General features: G+C 64.6%; 18 protein-coding genes. 10 read left to right on the plus strand and 8 right to left on the minus strand.

Going from position 1 to position 17650, the window contains the following annotated elements; translation table 11 throughout:
* Positions 1-31 precede the first annotated feature (31 nt).
* A complete protein-coding gene (locus tag G7076_RS00380; RefSeq protein ID WP_166199428.1) occupies positions 32-1255 on the minus strand; it encodes an ABC transporter permease in 1224 nt (407 codons plus the stop codon).
* Complete coding sequence (locus tag G7076_RS00385; protein ID WP_166199430.1) at positions 1252-2190, minus strand: ATP-binding cassette domain-containing protein; 939 nt, start codon at positions 2188-2190, stop codon at positions 1252-1254. The genes G7076_RS00380 and G7076_RS00385 overlap by 4 nt, the downstream gene beginning before the upstream one ends.
* A gap of 28 nt (positions 2191-2218) precedes the next feature.
* Between G7076_RS00385 and queG the strand changes: the two genes are divergently transcribed.
* On the plus strand, positions 2219-3256 hold the full coding sequence (gene queG / locus G7076_RS00390) for a tRNA epoxyqueuosine(34) reductase QueG (protein ID WP_166199432.1): 1038 nt from the start codon (positions 2219-2221) through the stop codon (positions 3254-3256).
* On the opposite strand, the gene G7076_RS00395 is transcribed toward queG, so the two are convergent.
* Positions 3245-3595 (minus strand): hypothetical protein, encoded by a 351-nt coding sequence (locus G7076_RS00395; RefSeq protein WP_206367545.1) that lies wholly within the window; start codon positions 3593-3595, stop codon positions 3245-3247. The two genes, queG and G7076_RS00395, sit on opposite strands and share 12 nt — an antisense overlap.
* 88 nt (positions 3596-3683) lie before the next feature.
* Between G7076_RS00395 and G7076_RS00400 the strand changes: the two genes are divergently transcribed.
* The gene (locus G7076_RS00400) at positions 3684-4679 is read left to right on the plus strand and encodes an adenosine kinase (protein ID WP_166199436.1); all 996 of its coding nucleotides are present in this window, start codon (positions 3684-3686) and stop codon (positions 4677-4679) included.
* A gap of 58 nt (positions 4680-4737) precedes the next feature.
* On the opposite strand, the gene G7076_RS00405 is transcribed toward G7076_RS00400, so the two are convergent.
* Together G7076_RS00405 and G7076_RS00410 are read right to left on the minus strand one after the other, a co-directional pair.
* A complete protein-coding gene (locus G7076_RS00405; protein WP_166199438.1) occupies positions 4738-6345 on the minus strand; it encodes an amino acid permease in 1608 nt (535 codons plus the stop codon).
* Positions 6346-6483: 138 nt separating this feature from the next.
* The gene (locus G7076_RS00410) at positions 6484-6861 is read right to left on the minus strand and encodes an HIT domain-containing protein (RefSeq protein WP_166199440.1); all 378 of its coding nucleotides are present in this window, start codon (positions 6859-6861) and stop codon (positions 6484-6486) included.
* 50 nt (positions 6862-6911) lie between these two features.
* Between G7076_RS00410 and G7076_RS00415 the strand changes: the two genes are divergently transcribed.
* From G7076_RS00415 to G7076_RS00425, 3 genes are all read left to right on the plus strand, one after another.
* Positions 6912-7394 carry a ClpXP protease specificity-enhancing factor SspB gene (locus G7076_RS00415; protein ID WP_166199442.1) on the plus strand — a complete coding sequence of 161 codons (483 nt, stop codon included), beginning with the start codon at positions 6912-6914 and terminating at the stop codon, positions 7392-7394.
* A gap of 67 nt (positions 7395-7461) precedes the next feature.
* On the plus strand, positions 7462-8856 hold the full coding sequence (gene fumC, locus G7076_RS00420) for a class II fumarate hydratase (protein ID WP_166199444.1): 1395 nt from the start codon (positions 7462-7464) through the stop codon (positions 8854-8856).
* Between the two features lie 142 nt (positions 8857-8998).
* Positions 8999-9424 carry a DUF4142 domain-containing protein gene (locus G7076_RS00425; RefSeq protein ID WP_166199446.1) on the plus strand — a complete coding sequence of 142 codons (426 nt, stop codon included), beginning with the start codon at positions 8999-9001 and terminating at the stop codon, positions 9422-9424.
* Here the strand turns inward: G7076_RS00425 and G7076_RS00430 are convergent.
* Positions 9421-9972, minus strand: a complete 552-nt coding sequence (locus G7076_RS00430; protein WP_166199448.1) for a DUF2585 family protein — start codon at positions 9970-9972, stop codon at positions 9421-9423. The genes G7076_RS00425 and G7076_RS00430 overlap by 4 nt on opposite strands.
* 64 nt (positions 9973-10036) lie before the next feature.
* Between G7076_RS00430 and G7076_RS00435 the strand changes: the two genes are divergently transcribed.
* The 5 genes from G7076_RS00435 (at position 10037) to G7076_RS00455 (ending at position 14952) form a co-directional block, all read left to right on the plus strand.
* Entirely contained in the window at positions 10037-11017 is a 981-nt protein-coding gene (locus tag G7076_RS00435) for a magnesium transporter CorA family protein (protein WP_166199450.1), read from the plus strand.
* 1 nt (position 11018) lies between these two features.
* Positions 11019-11558: a Gar/GrdA family gentamicin resistance ATP-binding protein gene (locus tag G7076_RS00440; RefSeq protein WP_166199452.1), complete on the plus strand. Its 540-nt coding sequence runs from the start codon at positions 11019-11021 to the stop codon at positions 11556-11558.
* A gap of 96 nt (positions 11559-11654) precedes the next feature.
* Positions 11655-14336, plus strand: coding sequence for an aconitate hydratase AcnA (acnA, locus tag G7076_RS00445; RefSeq protein ID WP_166199454.1), 2682 nt, complete (start codon positions 11655-11657; stop codon positions 14334-14336).
* On the plus strand, positions 14336-14698 hold the full coding sequence (locus tag G7076_RS00450) for a GFA family protein (RefSeq protein WP_166199456.1): 363 nt from the start codon (positions 14336-14338) through the stop codon (positions 14696-14698). Before acnA ends, G7076_RS00450 begins: the two co-directional genes overlap by 1 nt.
* On the plus strand, positions 14695-14952 hold the full coding sequence (locus G7076_RS00455) for a hypothetical protein (RefSeq protein WP_240913811.1): 258 nt from the start codon (positions 14695-14697) through the stop codon (positions 14950-14952). Before G7076_RS00450 ends, G7076_RS00455 begins: the two co-directional genes overlap by 4 nt.
* Here G7076_RS00455 and G7076_RS00460 read toward each other — a convergent pair whose 3' ends face one another.
* Together G7076_RS00460 and G7076_RS00465 are read right to left on the minus strand one after the other, a co-directional pair.
* Positions 14953-16953 carry a TonB-dependent receptor gene (locus G7076_RS00460; protein ID WP_166199458.1) on the minus strand — a complete coding sequence of 667 codons (2001 nt, stop codon included), beginning with the start codon at positions 16951-16953 and terminating at the stop codon, positions 14953-14955.
* The gene (locus tag G7076_RS00465; RefSeq protein ID WP_166199460.1) at positions 16950-17648 is read right to left on the minus strand and encodes a folate-binding protein YgfZ; all 699 of its coding nucleotides are present in this window, start codon (positions 17646-17648) and stop codon (positions 16950-16952) included. Before G7076_RS00465 ends, G7076_RS00460 begins: the two co-directional genes overlap by 4 nt.
* Between the last annotated feature and the right edge of the window lie 2 nt (positions 17649-17650).

Consider the following 17650-nt stretch of genomic DNA (forward strand, 5'->3'; position numbering starts at 1 on the left):
CGAAAGCGGACTGCTGCGAAGCCCGTTTGATTTAGACCGCCGCTCGCTTTTGCCACGGCCAGCGGAAGGCCGGGCCGGATTTGAGGACGCTTCGCCGGAACAGCCTCGCCGATAATCGCAGGATTAGCATGACCCACAGTATCTGCCAGGCGAGAGCAGATATGTGCGTCCACATTAGCGGTTCTTCGGCCGCCCTGGCGATCATCGCATAGGCCGACGAAAGCGGGAAAATCGCCGCTCCGATCGCCTCCGCGCTCATCGGCTGGCCGACGCCGAGCACTGCGAAACCGAACAGCAGTACCTGCGCCATGGTCACCGGCATCGACAATGTCTGCACTTCGCGCACCGTCGAGGCCTGCGATCCGATGCCAAGGAAGACGGCACCGATGAGCAGATAGTTGGTCGTGAAATAAAGGAAGCCGAGCGCGACGAAGACCGGCCATCCCACCGCTGGCGGAGGCAACGAGCCAAGCCCCTGGTCGAGAAACAGCGCCGCGCCCACCGCGCCCGCCGTGAGCCACACCGCGATGCCGACCAGCGACATCGCCAGCATCGCGAACAACTTGCCAATGAAGATGGAATCGACCGGCACGGCGGCAGCCAGCACCTCGATCACCTTGTTGGATTTCTCCTCGATCAGCTGGCTGAGAAGCATGCCGGCCAGGAACACGGTGAGGAAAAAGATGAGGAACTGGCCGGCCCGGGCGGTGACCGTCCGGGCGAAGGCCAGCGACCCGCCGGACTGGTCGGTGAGGCTGATCTTGACCGGCGGCCCGCGCGATACCGGCGCGCCCAGCGCCATGCGCTGCGCTTCGTCGACGAACAGAGCGATCTGCTTGACCGTGCGACCGTCGGCATTGACCGCTCCGGTGAAGTGCGGTGACTTGAGCCCGCCTTCCAGCACGCCAAGCAATTTTTCTTCTTCCGCCGCCAGCAGGCGGTCGCGCTGGGTGGGCACATCGGCGTCCGGCGCAACCCGGCGCAGGTGCACCAGCGGGCGACCTTCCTCCAGCGGCTCGAACCTGGTGCGCGCCTTGTCGATCAGCGCAAACTCTTCCGGCTGGGCAATAACCGCGACCGTCGGCGGGGTCTCGTTCCTTTCCGCCTGAGCGCCGATTCCGCCGAAGATGAAGCCGAAGACCAATGGCAACAGCGGCCCTAGCAGGAACAGCAGAAAGGTCTTGCTGAAAACCGTTGCCTTGAAGTCTCGCCGGCCGATGACATAGGCCGCGCCAAGGGTTTCGCGGACGGTCATGCTGCCACCTCGACCGGATCGTCCATCTTGCGCGCAGCGGCCTCCCCGGCGATCGCGACGAAGGCGTCGTGAAGCCCCGGCCGCTCGATGCTCAAAGTCTCTATCCCGGCTCCCCCGTCGAGCAGTGCGCGAAGCAATGGCTCCGGCCCGCCCTGTGGCAGTTCGAACCGCCACTCGCGGCCGACCAGCCGCGCATCGGCCGGCAGAGCAGAACGCCATGGGCCGTCCTCGGCGCGGGTTCGCAAATGCACGATCGGCCGGAGCCGGCCCCGCGCCTCGTCGACCGCGCCGTCGAAGGCGACCTTGCCGGCGGCGATGATCGCCACCCGCTCGCACAGCCGCTCGGCGTGGGCGATGACGTGGGTAGAGAAGATGACCGTCGCCCCGGCTGCCGCCTCGGCGCGGATCAATTCCTCCAGCTTCGCTTGGTTGATCGCGTCGAGACCCGAGAAGGGTTCGTCGAGCACTATCAGCTTGGGCTCATGGACGATGGTCCCGAGAAGCTGGACGGTCTGTGCCATGCCTTTCGATAGTGTCCGGATGGGCTTGCCGATCCAGTCGCCGAGCCCGCGGCCGTGAAGCAGTTCGATGGCCCGGGCGCGCCCTTCCTTGATCGGCAGCCCGCGAAGCGCGCCCATGAACGCGATGGCTTCCTCGCAAGCCATCGCCGGATAGAGTCCGCGTTCCTCGGGCAGGTAGCCGACCTCGTGGGCGGCCTCGAGCGGCCTCTCCCGGCCGAGCAATGCGCGGCTTCCGCTGTCGGGGTCGATAATACCCAGCAGCATGCGGATCGTCGTCGTCTTGCCAGCGCCATTGGGCCCGAGAATTCCGTAGATCGAGCCGGCTGGCACGGCCAGGCTCACGCCAGCGACCGCCAGGGTATCGCCAAACCTCTTCACCATGTCGGTCGCCGTCGCGGCGTAGTTGGCGGACATGGCCCCTGTGCTAAGGCCGAAAGTGTAAATGACAATGACCATTGAGCAGGAGATCCGCGAAAAGGCGGCCGAGCTGGGCTTCGTCGCCTGCGGCTTCGCGCGCGCGGATGCGGCGGCCCATGCGGGTCCGAACCTGCTTCGCTGGCTGGGTGAGGGCCGCCACGGCGAGATGGGCTGGATGGAGACCCGCAAGGAACAGCGTGCAAGTCCGGCCGGCCTCTGGCCCGACGCGAAAAGCGTCATCGCGCTTGGCATGAGCTACGCCCCGGCGCGCGACCCGCTCGAACTCGAATCGCACCCCGAGCTCGGCCGGATCTCGGTCTATGCCCAGGGCGGCGACTATCACAAGACGGTCAAGAAGGCGCTGAAGGCGCTCGCCCACTGGCTGGTCGATCGTTGCCCATCCGAGCTCAAGGTGTTCGTCGACACTGCCCCAGTGATGGAAAAACCGCTTAGCCAGGCCGCCGGGATCGGATGGCAGGGCAAGCACACCAGCCTGCTCAGCCGGGAACATGGCAACTGGCTGTTCCTTGGAATCATCTACACCACGCTGGAACTCCAGCCCGACGCGCCCGGCTCCAACCATTGCGGAAGCTGCAGCCGCTGCATTGCCGCCTGCCCCACCGGCGCGATCACCGCTCCGGGCGAGATCGACGCGCGCAAATGCATCTCCTACCTCACGATCGAGCTCGCCGGCCCGATCCCGCACGATTATCGCGGCGCCATCGGCAACCGAATTTACGGCTGCGACGATTGCCTTGCAGTCTGTCCCTGGAATCGCTTTGCCGAATCCGCCGCCGCGAACCGGGCCTTCCTGCCCCGCGCCGAACTCGCCGCTCCGAAACTCGCAGATCTCCTAGACCTCGACGATGCCGCTTTTCGCGAGATGTTTTCCGGCTCGCCGATCAAGCGGATCGGCCGCAATCGCTTCGTCCGCAATTGCCTGATCGCCGCCGGCAATAGCGGATCGCGGAATCTCTTGCCAGCCGCGGAAAAACTTCGCGACGACCCCGATCCGGTGGTCGCGGATGCGGCGTACTGGGCTGCCGAGCGGCTAGCGAGTTAACGTCGCGACACAGCTGCGCTGGTCGATGCGGTCGCCCGACGGTCGCCGCGTATCGATGTGCATCGCCCGCTCACGGCCCCCTTCGGGATAGAGATAAGCGTCGAGCACACAGGTCGTGCTCGTCCATTGCAGCTTCAGCCCCGACCCTTCCCGCACCTGCAGCCGCGGCGCGCCGAAAAGGGTGGTGAGCTCATTGGCGCTCAGCCCGACGAGGGCGCTGACAGGCCCGGATGGCCGCGTCGGCGTGGGGCGGGACGGTTCCGGCTTCGGGGTGCTTGCGCAGCCCGCCGCTAGAAGAGTGAGAGCGAATAGGGAAATGCGGCGCATGGCCGGGACCATGGCGTCCACCCATGCGACTGGCAAGCTTGCCCGTACCCTACGGCGAGGCTAGGGGCCTCGCCTTCTCCCAGCATCCACAGGACCATCCATGACACAGCCTCGCCTCGACGTGCTTTGTATCGGCAATGCCATCGTCGACGTCATCGCCGACACAGACGACGCTTTCCTCGCCGAGCAGGGTTTGGCGAAGAATTCGATGCGGTTGATCGATGAGGAGGAGGCCGTGCGCCTCTACGGGCTAATGGGTCCGGGCCGCGAGGTCAGCGGGGGATCAGCGGGAAACACCGCCGCCGGCGTCGCCGCACTTGGCCTCAAGGCTGGCTTCATCGGCCAGGTCGCCACCGACGAGCTTGGCGACATCTACCGCCACGACATCGAATCGCAGGGGGTCGAGTTCCTGGTCGAAGCACGCGGCGACGTCGGAGCCACTGCCCGTTCGTTGATTCTCGTCACGCCGGACGCGCACCGAACGATGAACACCTTTCTCGGAGCGGCGCAGCGCCTGGAATCAAAGGCGATCGATCGCGACCGGATCGCCGAGGCCGCGATCCTCTATCTCGAAGGCTATCTGTGGGATCCGGAAGTGCCGCGCGCAGCAATGGAAGCGGCGATCGAAGCGGCCCATGCCGCCGGCCGCAAGGTCGCATTCACCCTCAGCGACACGTTCTGCGTCGACCGGCATCGCAGCGGCTTCTGGGACCTGCTGTGGGACGGAAAGATCGACATCCTTTTCGCCAACGAGGCCGAGGCACTGGCGATGGCGGCCACCGACGATATCGAGGAAGCCAAGGCGGTTCTCGCCAGGGCCGTGCCGTTGCTCGTCGTCACAAAGAGCGAAAAGGGCGCTTCTGCCATCTCCGCAGACGAGCGCGCCGACGTTCCGGCGGAGCCTATCGAGCGGCTGGTCGACACCACTGGCGCAGGCGACCTGTTCGCAGCGGGCTTCCTCGCCGGTCACGCGCGCGGCATGACGCTCGAGAATTCGCTTAGGCTAGGCGCAATCGCTGCTGCCGAAGTGATCCAACATTATGGCGCACGCCCGGAAAAGGATCTGAGGGCACTGGCCGGAAGCCTGCTCGCCTAAGGCCAAAAGAAAAGGGGCGGCCCGAAGACCGCCCCTCCCTTGATGCACTTGCCGCAGTTTATTCGCGGGTCGATGGCGACCCTGGAACCGGCGCGCCCGGCATCGGGGCGGCGTCGATCGGCGGGGCATCTGGATCGAGTTCCGGAACCTCGACGATTCCGCGACCGAGGTGGCTGCGGCTGCGGCTGTAACCGAAGTAGATGAGGAAGCCGACGACCGACCAGATCGGCAGGACCAGCATGGCCGCGGTCGGCAGATTGAAGAACAGGAACAATGTTCCAAGCACCGTCAGCGGCCCGATGATTATCAAACCCGGTACGCGGAAGGGACGCTTGCGATCCGGCGCGCTCTTTCGCAACAGCATCACGGCAATGGCCACCATCAGGAAGGCATAGAGCGTACCCGCGTTGGCGATGTCGGCAAGTTGTCCGACCGGAAGGAACGCCGCGGCGATGGCCACGACGACGCCGGTGAGGGCCGTTACGATATACGGAGTCCGCCATTTCGGATGCACTTCCGACAGCTTTTCCGGAAGCAGGCCGTCGCGGGCCATGACGAAGAAGATGCGGGTCTGGCCGAACAGCAGGATCAGGATGACCGAAGGCAAAGCCAGGAAGGCGGCGATGCCCAGCATGTTGCCGACACCGGAGAAGCCGATCTGGCGGAGCACATGCGCCAGTGCCTCGTTCGAGCAGACCAGCGCCTGCGCATGTTCGGGCAGGGCGCACTGACGGGCAAGCTCTTCCGAACCGGCCGGGAAAGGTACCCCGCCAGGGCCCATGATCGGCTGGCCGCCGATGGTGCCGACGGCACCGGCCGCGACCAGGATGTAGAAGACGGTGCAGATCAGCAGGCTGCCAATCAGCCCAATCGGCACGTTGCGCTGCGGGTTCTTGGTTTCCTCCGCAGCAGTCGAAACAGCATCAAATCCGACATAGGCGAAGAAGATCGTTGCCGCGGCGCCGACCGCGCCGACACCGGTTCCGAAGCCGCCGAAGATTCCGGCGGGCAGGAACGGATTGAACTTGTCAGGGTCGAAATAGGCGCTGGTCAACGTCAGGCCGATGAAGGCGGTGAGGGCCGCGATCTTGATCGCGACGAGCACGGCGTTGACGCGAGCGCTCTCGGTCGTGCCGATCATCAGCAACCAGGTCACCAGAAGCGCGATGATTAGCGCTGGAAGATTGATAAAGCCGCCTTCGGCGCCGCCGAATGCAAGCGGCCCAGCGCGGAGGAAGGCGGGCAATTCTATGCCCATGAATTCGTTCAGGATCGTGCCTGTAAAATAGCCCGACCAGCCTACCGATACGGCTGAGGCGGCGATGGCATATTCCAGCACCAGGGCCCAGCCGACGGTCCAGGCCAAAAACTCGCCCATGGTTGCGTAGCTGTAGGTGTAGGCGGAGCCGGCGACCGGGATCATCGCCGCGATCTCGGCATAGCAGAGGGCGGCGACAATGCAGACCAGGCCGGCGATGACGAAGGCCAGCATCAGGCCCGGACCGGCTTTTTGCGCACCGGCGGATGTCAGAACGAAAATTCCGGTGCCGATGATGCAACCGATACCGAACAAGGTAAGCTGGAAAGCGCCGAGTGTGCGCTTGAGCGACTTTTTCTCCGCTGTCGCCAGGATTGCGTCGAGCGGTTTGACTCGATCGAGTAGCATAGAGTTCCCCTTGACCTGGCGCGCGGCCGGTGGCGCGCGCGCTCGTCGTTTGTGGGGCGGAGCCTAGCGGCTCAATCGGCAAGGGCAATCGCTAATTGGACGCGGGCTGTGGCGTCGTTGCAACGCCGGCGCGGAGACCTAGCGGCTAAGCATCGGCCCCAGCGGCTGGCCGCCGAAGATGTGGACGTGGAGGTGAGGCACCTCCTGCCCGCCGCGCTTGCCGGTGTTGGCCAACACCCGGTAGCCCTGAGTGTCCGCGCCGGTCTTTCTCGCAGCTTCACCGATCAGGCGAACAAGATCCGCGATCTCCGCGTCGGAGGCGTTGGCCGAGAAATCGTCCCAGCTGACGTAAGCGCCCCTTGGCAAGACCAGGACGTGAATTGGCGCAAGCGGATTGATGTCCTCGATCGCAAGACTGTGTTCGCTTTCCGCGACCACCCGTCCGGGAAGCTCGCCGCGCAGGATCCTCGCGAAAATATTCTGCTCGTCGTAGGCCTGCTTGTGATCGATCGGCATTCTCGTTTCTCCCCGCTTGACCGCTTGGCGGGGATGGCTACCAGAAACCCATGACCGACGACACGCCTGAAAGCCTGATTCCGTACGATGAGATCGTCCAGGAAGCCCTTCGCGACGTTGTTGGGCGGGTCCTTTCGGAAGTGGAGCGGGCAGGGGGACATCTTCCCGGCGGCCACCATTTCTACATCACCTTCCAGACCAAGGTCCCGGGGGTTTCGATCCCCAAGCATCTGACGGAGCGCTTCCCTGACGAGATGACCATCGTCATCCAGCACCGCTTCTGGGATTTGAAGGTGGAGGACGACCGCTTTTCGGTCGGATTGTCGTTCGGCGGCGTTCCTTCGACCCTGGTTGTGCCGTTCGCTGCGGTCACCGATTTCGTCGATCCGGCTGTCGATTTCAGCCTGAAGTTCCAAGCCAATGCCGCGCCGCTCGAGCCAGAAGAACATGACGAGGCGGAGAATGACGTGCCCGAACCCGCGGTCGAGGATGGGTCCAACGTCGTCAGCGTCGACTTCACAAAAAAGAAATGACGGCAGTCATGCCCCGTGCGTGGCGGGGACACTCGTCGTCCACCTGAACAGCAATTCGAGGAATCTCATGGTCACTCAAACCCGCACCGAGAGCGATAGCTTCGGACCTATCGAGGTTCCCGGCGACTGCTACTGGGGCGCCCAGACTGAGCGTTCGATCGGCAATTTCCCGTTCGGGACACGCGAACAGATGCCGATCGAGATCGTCCGTGCGCTCGGCTACGTGAAGCAGGCGGCGGCCCGGGTGAACGCCCGGCTTGGCGGGCTGGATGCGGAGATCGCCGAGGCGATCCAGCAGGCCGCCGGGGAAGTCGCGCGGGGCGACCTCGACAGTCAATTCCCGCTCGTCATCTGGCAGACTGGTTCGGGCACCCAGTCCAACATGAACGCCAACGAGGTCATTGCCGGCCGCGCCAATGAGAAGCTCAGCGGCGACCGAGGCGGCAAAACCCCGGTCCACCCCAACGATCATGTCAACAAGGGCCAGTCGTCGAACGACAGCTTCCCGACCGCGATGCACATTGCCGCCGGGATTGCGGTCCATCGCCGGCTGCTCCCCGCGCTCAAGACCATCCACAAGCGTCTCGATGCCCAGGCCAAGGCGTGGGACGGGATCGTCAAAATCGGCCGCACCCACCTCCAGGATGCGACCCCGCTTACCCTCGGCCAGGAATTCTCAGGCTATGCGGCGCAGATCGCGGCCAACATCGAGCGGGTGGAGGGCGTCCTGCCGCGGGTGATGATGCTCGCACAGGGCGGAACCGCGGTCGGAACCGGGCTCAACGCGCCCAAGGGATTCGCTGACGCCTTCGCCAAGGAAGTCGCCAACCTCACCCAGTTGCCGTTCACCTCGGCGCCCAACAAATTCGCGGAGCTCGCCGCCCACGACACGCTGGTCGAGCTTTCCGGCGTCCTCAACACCATTGCCGTTTCGCTAAGCAAGATCGCGAACGACATCCGCCTGCTCGGATCCGGGCCGCGTTGCGGCCTTGGCGAGTTGAAGCTTCCGGAAAACGAGCCGGGCAGCTCGATCATGCCGGGCAAGGTCAACCCGACCCAGTGCGAGATGCTGACGATGGTCGCCGCTCAGGTGATGGGTAATCATGTCGCTTGCACCATCGGCGGCCTTCAGGGCCATATGGAGCTGAACGTTTTCAAGCCGCTCATCGGCGCCAACGTCATCCGCTCGATCAACCTCCTTTCGGTCGGGATGGAAAGCTTCACCGAGCGCACGCTCGATGGCCTCGAGCCCGATGAGCAGCGAATCTCCGACCTCATGAACCGCTCGCTGATGCTGGTGACGGCGCTCGCGCCGGAAATCGGCTATGACAATGCCGCCGCCATTGCCAAGCATGCCCACAAGAAAGGCATGACATTGAAGGAAGCGGGGCTGGACCTCGACCTGGTCGACGAGGAAACGTTCGACCGTGTGGTAAAACCGGAGTCGATGCTCGGGCGCTAGGCTGCCCTGAAGGAGGCTTAATGACCGCCATTCACGCGTTCCGCCATGGGGTCCTGCTTTGCGCCGCATTCGCGATGAGCGGCTGTTTTGGCGGGGCACGGGGACCAGGCCTTCACCGACCGCCGCTTCTTCCGCGGCCCTCATGCCGGGAGCGTCCGTCGCCCTTGCTCCGGCTCTTTACATGCAGGTGGCGAGCAGCAGCAGCTTGTTCGCGATCCGCGCGTCAGAGCTTGCCGCCCAACGGGCGGCGAGCGGCACGACCCGCGCCGCCGCGGAGGCGATCATCCGGGACCAGACCGGAGTAGCTTCGCAACTGAGCTTCGCCGGCCGCCGCCTCGAGCTGCTTCCGAGCGCCGCTCTCTCCCCCGAGCAAAGCGCCGAGCTTGACCGGCTCCGCGAATCCGCCGACTTCGACTCCGATTATCGCCGGGCAGTCGGCGGAACGCTGGCCCGGGCGCTCGACGCGCACCAGTCGTTCGCCCGCTCCGGCTCAAGCCCGACGCTGATACCGGTGGCGCGCATGGCAGCGCCCGTCACTAAGAAGAACCTCGACGCGCTCGGCCGTTAAGCGCCCGCTTGCCAGTCGCGGATGAAGTCGGTCGGGAACAGCAGCATCCACACGTTGAGCGTCAGATTGTCGCGCACCGCCCACAGCGCGACCAGCTCCAGAGCTACGACGGTCACGACGCTCGCCCACACCGGAATGCGCTTCGCCAGCCAGTAGCCCGCGGCCATCATAAGGATGTCGCTCACGCTGTTGAGGATGCTGTCGCCGGTATAGCCCAGCGCGGCTGTCGCCTCGCGGTAGCGGTCGATGATCCACGGCGTATTCTCCGCTACCTCCCACGCCGCCTCGATGAACAGGGCTGTCTGGAACCGCCGGTCCTCGTGCATCGCCGGAAAAAGCAGCCTTAGCATCCAGTAGAATAAAAAGCCGTGGATGATGTGGCTTGGGGAATACCAGTCGGCCAGCATCTGGCTCTGCTGCGGCCCGACCTGGCCCCACAGGTCGACGAAGCCACAGGTACAGATTGCCGACCGCCCCATGGCGGCGAGGGTAAGCGCTGAGAGAATTGCCGCGAGCAAGACAGAGATGGCGAATGTCCTGCTCGTCACCCGCTTACGCTAGGGAGGCGGCCAAGGCTTGCCAATCCCTTCTCTTGGGGCGATCAACCGAGCCATGCTGCGTTTGTTTGGCCCCGGCTGTCCCATCAAGCCCGTCGATCCGGTTGCGATGGCCGCCGTCCCCGAGGGGGTCGTGTGGATCGACCTGCTAAATCCGACGCCGGAAGAGGAAAAGTTGGCCGAAGGCGCGCTCGGCCAGAACATCCCGACCCGCGAGGATCTGAAGCAGATCGAGCCTTCCAGCCGCCTCTACGAGCACAATGGCTTGCTGCACATGACGGCCTCGATCCTTGGAATGATCGAGGATGGTCAGCCCAGCGCCGAGCCGGTCGGCTTCATCCTTTCCGATAAGCTGCTCGTCACCGTGCGCTACTCCGAGCCGGCGCCCTTCCTACTGCTCGCCGAACATCTCTACGGGGAGCCGGAGAAGGCGAGCGGTCCGCGCCGCGTGCTGATCCAGTTGCTCGACATCATCGTCGACGAGCTAGCTGACCAGTACGAACATGCCGGGGGCGAGATCGAAACCCTGTCGTCGCGGGTGTTCGAGCGGAATCTGAAGCGGCGTGAGAAGGAGCGCCATACCGAGCGCCGGCTGGAAGCGCTCTTGCTTCGCATCGGCCAGGTCCAGCGACTGCTCGCCGAGATTCGCCATTCGACCGTAAGCATCAGCCGGATGATGACCTTCTTCCGCAATTGCGGGTCGATCGAGGGCAGCAGTTACGCCCCGCGAATCGACAGCTTCAACTCCGACTTGAAGGCGCTGCTCGATCACAGCGTCTTCCTAAACGACAATCTGACCTTCCTGCTCGACGCCAGCTTGGGCCTCATTAGCCTTGAGCAGAATTTCGTGATGAAGGTCTTCTCGGTCTTCGCGGTGATCTTCATGCCGCCGACGCTCATCGCCGGAATCTACGGCATGAATTTCGAGCATATGCCGGAGCTTAGGTGGGTTCTCGGGTACCCGATGTCGCTTGGCCTGATCCTCATCAGCGCAATCGTGCCCTACTGGCTTGCGCGGAGAAGTGGTTGGCTTTGACTTGAGCCTCCCGCTCGTCATCCTCCTCAATGGTCCGCTGGGGATCGGCAAATCGACCCTTGGCGAAGCGCTTGGCGAGGCAATCGAACGAAGCGTCACGCTCGACGGGGATAGCCTCGCGGCTCTTAACCCACCGCCGGCCGACGAAATAACGGAGCTCCACGAAACCCTTGCGCTGCTCGTCGCGTATCATCTTCGCTCGGGCTACGACCGATTCATCATCAACCATTATTGGCGGTCCGCAGGAGAGCTCGAAGACCTGTCGCTGCGCATTCGCGCGATCGCGCCGGGCGCAAGCGTTCGCGCATTCCGGCTGACTTTGCCGCACGAAGCGAATCTTCGGCGCATCGCCCAACGCCAAGCCGCGCGCGCGATCGATGAGTCGGAGTTCGAGGCGACAACCTTCGGCGAGGAGTTCGCCCTCCTTTTCGGCGCAGGCAGCGATCTTGGCGAACCGTTCGACGTATCCGATCCGCCGGAGAGGCTCGTTGGCCGGCTGCTGCGCCTTCTTAGGTCGGAGCTTGCAGCTAACCGCAACTGAGGGCCAACCCCTTTGCCCTTCCCCGCTCAACTTGCTAGGGCGCGCGCAATCCCGCGCCCGTCAGCGGAGCGCCACCACAGCAGTTGAAGGACGACCATGATTCCGACCGGCCAGGACAGCTTGAACACGCGCTCGAAATTGGAGGTCGGCGGCCGCTCCTACGCTTATTACTCGCTCGAAAAGGCCGCCGGCCAGCTCGGCGATATCAGCCGCCTGCCCTATTCCATGAAGGTCTTGCTCGAAAACCTGCTTCGCTTCGAGGACGGGGTCACCGTCACCCGCGAGGATCTACAAGCGATGGCCGACTGGCTCAAGGAGCGGCGGATCAACCGCGAGATCCAATATCGCCCGGCGCGGGTTCTGATGCAGGACTTCACCGGCGTTCCGGCGGTGGTCGATCTTGCCGCCATGCGCGACGCGATGAAGTCGCTCGGCGGCGACGCGCAGAAGATCAACCCGCAAGTCCCGGTTCACCTCGTCATCGATCACAGCGTCATGGTCGACGAGTTCGGCACGCCGCGCGCGTTCGAGGACAACGTCGCGCTTGAATATCAGCGCAATGCCGAGCGCTACGAGTTCCTGAAGTGGGGCAGCCAGGCGTTCGACAACTTCCAGGTCGTCCCGCCGGGAACCGGCATTTGCCACCAGGTCAATCTCGAGCATATTGCCCAGACCGTCTGGACCAGTGAAGACCAGGATGGCGAGACCGTCGCCTATCCCGACACGCTGGTCGGAACCGACAGCCACACGACGATGGTCAACGGCCTTGGCGTTCTCGGCTGGGGCGTCGGCGGGATCGAGGCCGAAGCGGCTATGCTCGGCCAGCCGGTCAGCATGCTCATTCCGGAAGTCGTCGGCTTCCGTCTCGACGGGCAGTTGAAGGAAGGCATCACCGCCACCGACCTCGTGCTCACCGTCACCCAGTTGCTTCGCGCCAAGGGCGTCGTCGGCCGCTTCGTCGAATTCTATGGCCCCGGCCTCGACAGCCTCAGCCTCGCCGACCGCGCGACCATCGCCAACATGGCTCCGGAATATGGCGCGACCTGCGGCTTCTTCCCGATCGACGAGCGGACCCTCGATTACCTGCGTCTGACCGGCCGAGACGAGGATCGCATCGAACTGGTCCGCGCCTATGCCAAGGCCCAGGGAATGTGGCGCGACAGCGGCTCGGCCGATCCGCTTTTCACCGACACGCTGGAACTCGACATGGGTAGCGTCGAGCCCTCGCTCGCCGGCCCCAAGCGCCCGCAGGACCGGGTGCGGCTTTCGGAAGTCGACGAGCTCTTCATCGCGGAGCTTGAAGGCACCTATAAGAAGCAGGGCGATACCGAGCGCCGGCTGGTTGATGGCGAAGAATTCGCCATCAGCCATGGTGATGTGATGATCGCCGCGATCACCAGCTGCACCAACACCTCCAACCCCAGCGTTCTGGTCGCCGCCGGGCTCGTCGCCCGCAAGGCGCGCGCGCTAGGTCTCACCCGCAAGCCGTGGGTCAAGACCAGCCTCGCACCGGGAAGCCAGGTTGTCACCGAATATCTCAACGCTGCCGGCCTCACCGAGGATTTGAACAGCATCGGCTTCAACCTCGTCGGGTACGGCTGCACCACCTGCATCGGCAATTCGGGGCCTCTCGCCCCGCCGATCTCCAAGGCCATCAACGAGAACGACCTCGTCGTCGCCTCAGTCCTGTCGGGCAACCGCAATTTCGAAGGCCGCGTCTCGCCCGATTGCCGTGCCAATTATCTCGCCTCGCCGCCGCTGGTGGTCGCTTACGCTTTGCTCGGCACGGTAACGTCGGACATCACCAAGTGCGCGCTCGGCCAGGACAAAGACGGCAACGACGTGTTCTTGAAAGACGTCTGGCCGACCAACGACGAAGTCCGATCGCTGATCGACAAGCACGTCCACAGCGACATGTTCCGCTCCCGCTATGCCGACGTTTATCATGGCGACGACCGCTGGCGGGCGATTCAGGTCACCGGCTCCGATACCTACAACTGGCCCGCCGGATCGACCTACATCGCTAATCCGCCCTACTTCACCGGAATGACGATGACGCCGAAGCCGCTGACCGACATCCAGGAAGCCCGCGCGCTGGCAGTGTTCGGCGACTCCATCACGACCGACCACATTTCGCCGGCCGGCGCGATCAAGCTCGACAGCCCGGCCGGGAGCTATCTCGTCGCCAACGGCGTCGAGAGGCGCGACTTCAATAGCTACGGCGCCCGCCGCGGTAATCATGAGATCATGATGCGTGGCACTTTCGCCAACATCCGCATCCGCAACCGCATGCTCGACGGCGTCGAAGGCGGAATGACCCGCTACGGCCCGAGCGGTGAGGTCATGCCGATCTACGACGCGGCGATGAAGTACCAGGCCGACGGCACGCCGTTGGTCGTCGTCGGCGGCAAGGAATATGGCACCGGGTCGTCGCGTGACTGGGCAGCCAAGGGAACGGTCCTGCTCGGCGTTCGCGCCGTGCTGGTCGAAAGCTTCGAGCGTATCCACCGCTCCAACCTCGTCGGCATGGGCGTCCTCCCGCTGCAATTCGCGGACGGTGAGAATGCCGCAACCTACCGGCTCGACGGCAGCGAGACCTATTCGATTCACGGCATTGCCGGCCTTGAGCCGCGCCAAGATGTCGTCGTCGCCGTCACCCGCGCCGGCGGCGAGACCTTCACCATCACCGCCCGCTGCCGGATCGATACCTACAACGAGTTGGAATATTTCCGCTCGGGCGGAATCCTCCAGTATGTGCTCCGGAACCTCGCCGCCTAATGGCGGGCGGCGGCGAAGCGCTGATCGCCCGCTGCCACTGCGGGCGGGTCGCCATCACGCTGCCGCGCGTCCCGGACGAAATCAGCCAGTGCAATTGCAGCCTGTGCAGCAAGACCGGCTTCATGGGCATCTATTACGATCCCAAGGAAGTCACCGTCAGCGGTGACGTCGATCCCTATGTGCGAAGCGACCTCGACGAAGCCTGTCTCACCAACTGGCGCTGCAGCCATTGCGGCTGCGCGACCCACTGGACCGGGCTTGGCCAATATGCCGAAGGGCGAATGGGCGTGAATGCCCGAATGGTGGACGCCCGTGCCCTGGGAGGCGTGCCGGTCAAGCCGGTGGACGGAGCCAGCTGGTGAGCCTGTCGCTGCTGATCGATATCGTCGGCTGGGGTGGGGCAGCGCTCATTCTTGGCGCCTATGCCCTGCTGACTGCCGGAAAGGTCGACGCCAAAAGCGTCGTCTACCAGGGCATGAACGTGATCGGCGCGCTTGGCTTCATCGCCAACGGCTGGTGGCACGGGGCGATGCCTTCGGCGGTGCTCAACGTGATCTGGGCGGCGATCGGGATGGTGGCCTTGTGGAAGATCCGGCAGGCGAGCGTGCTCGGCTGATCAGTCCAGCCGAAGCCCCAGCCATAAGGTTCTAGGCGTTCCGCGCTCGCGGGTGCCATCGGCCAGGATCGAGGTGACGACTTTCGTGTCGAACAGGTTTTCGGCGCGCAGGTCGAGCGACAGGCGTCCCTTGATCGGCCAGCGTCCCACGGCATCGACGACCCATGCGTCCGGCAATGGATCGGGATCGCCTTCGCTTTCGTTCTGTTCACCGATGTAGCGGACCGCGAGCGACGCGATCTTCCCGCGATCTTCCCAGCTGCCGCGCAGACTTGCCTGCACCGAAGGAACCTGCGCCGGCTTTTCTCCATCGAGAAATTCGGCAAGCCCATTGTCGCGGATGCGGACCCGCGTCAGCGCAAAACTACCGTCGACCGACCACGTTCCGTTCCGCCATTCCCCGTCCAGCTCAATCCCGCGACTGACGATGGCGTCCAGGTTCTCGCGTCGCCGGTACAGCCCGCCCGCCGCGACGAAGCCGACCCCCGGAAACGTGCCGGGCCCTTGGTCCAGCGTGACATTGGCGATGGCGTTTTTCAGGCGATTGGCGAAAGCGGTCAGCGACAGGCGCGCGCCTTCCGCTGGCCTCCAGTCGAACCCGGCTTCGGCTCCAATCAGGCTTTCCGGGTCTAGGGCGGCATTGGCTGCGGTCGCGTCCGGCCCCACCCGGAACGGCCGCACCAACTCGTTGATCGTCGGCAGCCGCCAGCTTCGATAGGCCGACGCACGCAGCGCAAATCGCTCCGACACAGCGTGACCCACGCCTCCCCGCAGCGACCACTCTTGTCCATCCCGGTCATGGAATTGCGTGTCCGTGATGACCGGCCCGCCGATGTTGCGCTCGAACAGACTGGCGTCGGAAATGGCCCAGCGGTCGAGCCGCGCGCCGGCGCCGAAGGTCGTCGCGCCGAGCATAACCGAAGCATCGGCGAACAGGCCGTAGGTCAGGCTTTCTGCCGATGCCTGCCGCTCGCGCTGCGGAACACTCCCTACGAAGAAATAGCGCTCGTTGGTCTCGCCCTCGACTCCGCGGATGTCCGCCCCAAGGGAGAGCCCAACATTTCCAACACGCGGCTTCCACAGCGCCTTGCCGCCCCAGCCTGCCGCCGGAACGTCGTGCTGGTCGAGCGCCGGGCTTACCGTCGCGCGTCCCAGACCGACGCTCGCGAACTGGCTCTCGAACCCGCGCCATTGGCGATAGCCGAGCACTGACCATTGCTCGCCAACCAGCCTAAGCGACGCGTCCAGCCCGCGTCCCCGATTCTCGGTAAAGTCGACGCCACGGTCTCGCCGGTCGTCAAAGGCCGAGAGGTTGGCCTGGACCTCTGTCTCTCCGACCGGCGCGAGTAGCCTCACCCTTCCGCTCCACTGCCGGTAGGGCGCGGCCCGGTCGATCGGACCACGATCATCGCTGAATATCGGCGCGAACCCGTCACCCCGTTGCCACGCGGTGCCAGCAATGAAGCGTGAAGCGCCGATCTCGGTCCCGACAGTCGCGTTGGCAGCAAGGCTGTGGCGCGATCCGACCGCCACTCCGCCTCGCAAGAGATTGTCGGCCTCTGCGATCGAGTCGACTTGAAGCGTACCCGCCAGTGCACCTGGCCCGTAAGCCACTCCACCGTTTCCGCCACGAGTCAGAACCAGGCGGTCGGCCAGCGCCGGATCGAGCGCGACGAAGTTGATCCACCCTCCGAACGGGTCGGCCTGGGTCACGCCGTCGACTTCCACCGCGAACCGGCTGGCGGCATTGCCGCCCAGCCCGCGCGCCGTCAGCCCTTGCGCAGTCGGATGCGTCGATCGGGAGTCAGAACGTCGGAAGCTGGTCAGTCCGGCTACCGAGCGGACCACGTCCTCCATGCGGCCGCCCGGGCTCCAGGTCAGTTCCGACTTGTCGACGACGATCCGGTGCTCGCCCTGCGCTTGTTCCGGAAGTCCGCGCCCGGTGATGACGATGGTCTCGGCAGCCGCTTGCCACAGCAGCGCCGCGGCAACTGCGCTCATGACGCCAGGCCGGCTCTCAACCAGTCGGGAACGATCGCCCCGTCAGGAAGGGCATCGGTCCGGGCATGAACCACGGAGAGTCCAAGGTCCGGGTAGGCGATCCGGGTCCGGTCGGCGTGGCCTTCAACCACGACCAGCCTACGATTGACCTTCTGACGCCAGTTCATTCGAGCAGTATTCTCCTGGCCGACGAAGCAGCCTTTGGAGAAACTGACGCCATTCAGCTCGGCTGCATTGCATTCCAGCCACAAAAGGTCGCCGAGCTCGGCGCGCCCTTCGCAAACGCCCAGCCGAAGGCGCTGTTCACGCCAACCGGCAGCGGGGGCGTCTGCCGGGGCGAGCCATCTTCGGCCAAGCTCGGCGAGCCTGGGATCGGTTGTTTCGGATTCACCATTCGCTGACCAGTGTACCGCCAAGGCCGTGTCACGCTCGATGCGGATTGGCCTGCGCAGGCGGTAGATCGTAAGGCGCTTGGCCAAGTCCTCGGCGGCCTGCGCTTCGCAGTCGAGCAAAAGGTCGTCGCCATCCGCCCAGACGATGAAGTCGAACAGGCATTTCCCCTGCGGTGTCAGCAGCCCAGCCCAAACCGGCAGTGCGCCCGCGACGTCGCTGGTAACCAGGCCTTGCAAGAATCCGCGGACGTCTTCGCCGCTCAATCGCAGGACGGCGCGATCGCTAAGGGTGGTGGCATCCATCG

The organism is Sphingomonas sp. HDW15A (assembly GCF_011301715.1).
Classification (GTDB): Bacteria; Pseudomonadota; Alphaproteobacteria; order Sphingomonadales; family Sphingomonadaceae; genus Sphingomicrobium.

Bases quoted from the DNA above. Each gene is read 5' to 3' on its own strand.
- G7076_RS00400 (WP_166199436.1), top strand. From the start codon at position 3,684: ATGACACAGCCTCGCCTCGACGTGCTTTGTATCGGCAATGCCATCGTC.
- G7076_RS00405 (WP_166199438.1), bottom strand. From the start codon at position 6,345: ATGCTACTCGATCGAGTCAAACCGCTCGACGCAATCCTGGCGACAGCG.
- queG (WP_166199432.1), top strand. From the start codon at position 2,219: ATGACAATGACCATTGAGCAGGAGATCCGCGAAAAGGCGGCCGAGCTG.
- G7076_RS00385 (WP_166199430.1), bottom strand. From the start codon at position 2,190: ATGTCCGCCAACTACGCCGCGACGGCGACCGACATGGTGAAGAGGTTT.
- acnA (WP_166199454.1), top strand. From the start codon at position 11,655: ATGATTCCGACCGGCCAGGACAGCTTGAACACGCGCTCGAAATTGGAG.
- fumC (WP_166199444.1), top strand. From the start codon at position 7,462: ATGGTCACTCAAACCCGCACCGAGAGCGATAGCTTCGGACCTATCGAG.
- G7076_RS00395 (WP_206367545.1), bottom strand. From the start codon at position 3,595: ATGGTCCCGGCCATGCGCCGCATTTCCCTATTCGCTCTCACTCTTCTA.
- G7076_RS00415 (WP_166199442.1), top strand. From the start codon at position 6,912: ATGACCGACGACACGCCTGAAAGCCTGATTCCGTACGATGAGATCGTC.
- G7076_RS00425 (WP_166199446.1), top strand. From the start codon at position 8,999: ATGCCGGGAGCGTCCGTCGCCCTTGCTCCGGCTCTTTACATGCAGGTG.
- G7076_RS00380 (WP_166199428.1), bottom strand. From the start codon at position 1,255: ATGACCGTCCGCGAAACCCTTGGCGCGGCCTATGTCATCGGCCGGCGA.
- G7076_RS00435 (WP_166199450.1), top strand. From the start codon at position 10,037: ATGCTGCGTTTGTTTGGCCCCGGCTGTCCCATCAAGCCCGTCGATCCG.
- G7076_RS00465 (WP_166199460.1), bottom strand. From the start codon at position 17,648: ATGGATGCCACCACCCTTAGCGATCGCGCCGTCCTGCGATTGAGCGGC.
- G7076_RS00460 (WP_166199458.1), bottom strand. From the start codon at position 16,953: ATGAGCGCAGTTGCCGCGGCGCTGCTGTGGCAAGCGGCTGCCGAGACC.
- G7076_RS00410 (WP_166199440.1), bottom strand. From the start codon at position 6,861: ATGCCGATCGATCACAAGCAGGCCTACGACGAGCAGAATATTTTCGCG.
- G7076_RS00450 (WP_166199456.1), top strand. From the start codon at position 14,336: ATGGCGGGCGGCGGCGAAGCGCTGATCGCCCGCTGCCACTGCGGGCGG.